2 protein-coding genes and 1 pseudogene are annotated in these 1,286 nt (G+C 32.6%); 2 read left to right on the forward strand and 1 reads right to left on the reverse strand.

All coding sequences use genetic code 11. The features are described from left to right. The first annotated feature begins 35 nt into the window (after positions 1–35). Complete coding sequence (locus BD31_RS08850) at positions 36–590, forward strand: DNA-3-methyladenine glycosylase I (protein WP_008301449.1); 555 nt, start codon at positions 36–38, stop codon at positions 588–590. 8 nt (positions 591–598) lie between these two features. Here BD31_RS08850 and BD31_RS08855 read toward each other — a convergent pair whose 3' ends face one another. Beyond that, entirely contained in the window at positions 599–907 is a 309-nt protein-coding gene (locus BD31_RS08855) for a hypothetical protein (protein WP_048097623.1), read from the reverse strand. Positions 908–982: 75 nt separating this feature from the next. Here BD31_RS08855 and BD31_RS08860 point away from each other — a divergent pair. Then, positions 983–1,286: pseudogene (locus BD31_RS08860) on the forward strand (divalent metal cation transporter); the annotation flags it as partial.

The following is a 1,286-nucleotide window of genomic DNA, read 5'->3' on the forward strand; positions in this document are numbered from 1 at the left end:
AATAACTAATATTTTGTGTTACCTCTGACTTAATGATGAAGAATAGATGTGAATGGGCAAAAGATGAGCCTAATATGACATATCATGATAAGGAATGGGGCAGACCGCAACATGATGATGTTAAACTCTTTGAATTTCTTATTTTAGAAGGGGCTCAAGCCGGTTTGTCTTGGACTACTATTCTTAAACGCAGAGATGGATATAGGCAAGCATTTTCTAATTTTGACGCACTCAAAGTTTCAAAATACAATAAAATACATGTGGAAAAATTACTAAATAACGAATCTATAATTAGAAATAAACTCAAAATTAATTCTGCCATTAATAATGCAAAACAATTTCTCAAAATTCAAGCGGAATATGGTTCATTTAATAATTATCTGTGGGGATTTGTAGATCACAAACCAATCAAAAACAACTTCAAAAAACTATCTGACATTCCAGCATCTAGTGAAATCTCTGAAAAATTAAGCAAGGATCTAAAAAAACATGGTTTTAATTTTGTAGGGCCTACCATTTGTTATGCGTTAATGCAGGCAGTAGGAATGGTAAATGATCACACTTCTGGATGTTATCTCTATCAAAAATAATCTGATTGCTATTGATTTGCTTGAAACTTTTTGAGTGTGTCGCTGTATAGATTCATTGGAACTATTTTGACTGTGCTCAAAGATGAAATACCAACATCGATGCAAAGTTTTTCGATGTCATGCGCATGAACTGCATCAATTACTATTATCCATTCATGCTCTAAAACTGACATGTAAAATTCTACAATTTTACTAATATTGTATTTCTTGCTTTCGCGATCCAGGTTTTCTTTGAGTTTCATGAATATTTTTTTACTATTTTCATTGTTTATTGGACATGATTCTGGACTATGTGTGGCAAAAACTCCAAATAACATAATAGGTTATTTTTTTACTGATATTTATTTGCTAAATTTTAGGTTATATGCAGGAATTTTACATGGCATTTGAGTATGATTAACGATAGATTATCTGCATTTTCGAAAACTGCAGGACCTGGAATTTTGTTTGCATGCACTGCTATCGGCGTCTCACATTTGGTACAGTCTACTAGGGCAGGTGCAGATTATGGTTTAATGATGGTAGGGTTTGTAATCTTAGTAACTTTATTGAAATATCCGTTCTTTGAGTATGGATCTCGTTATGCAAATTCTACACAAACAAGTATTATTGATGGATACAAACAACTTGGTAAACCTGCATTGTGGTTGTATTTTCTATTGACTATACTCTCAATGTTTTTTGTTACTGGCGCCG

Origin of the sequence: Candidatus Nitrosopumilus salarius BD31 (genome assembly GCF_000242875.2) — an archaeon.
Lineage (GTDB): Archaea > Thermoproteota > Nitrososphaeria > Nitrososphaerales > Nitrosopumilaceae > Nitrosopumilus > Nitrosopumilus salarius.

Excerpts from the sequence above, each read along its gene's own strand:
- BD31_RS08850 (WP_008301449.1), top strand. The coding sequence starts at position 36 with ATGAAGAATAGATGTGAATGGGCAAAAGATGAGCCTAATATGACATAT.
- BD31_RS08855 (WP_048097623.1), bottom strand. The coding sequence starts at position 907 with ATGTTATTTGGAGTTTTTGCCACACATAGTCCAGAATCATGTCCAATA.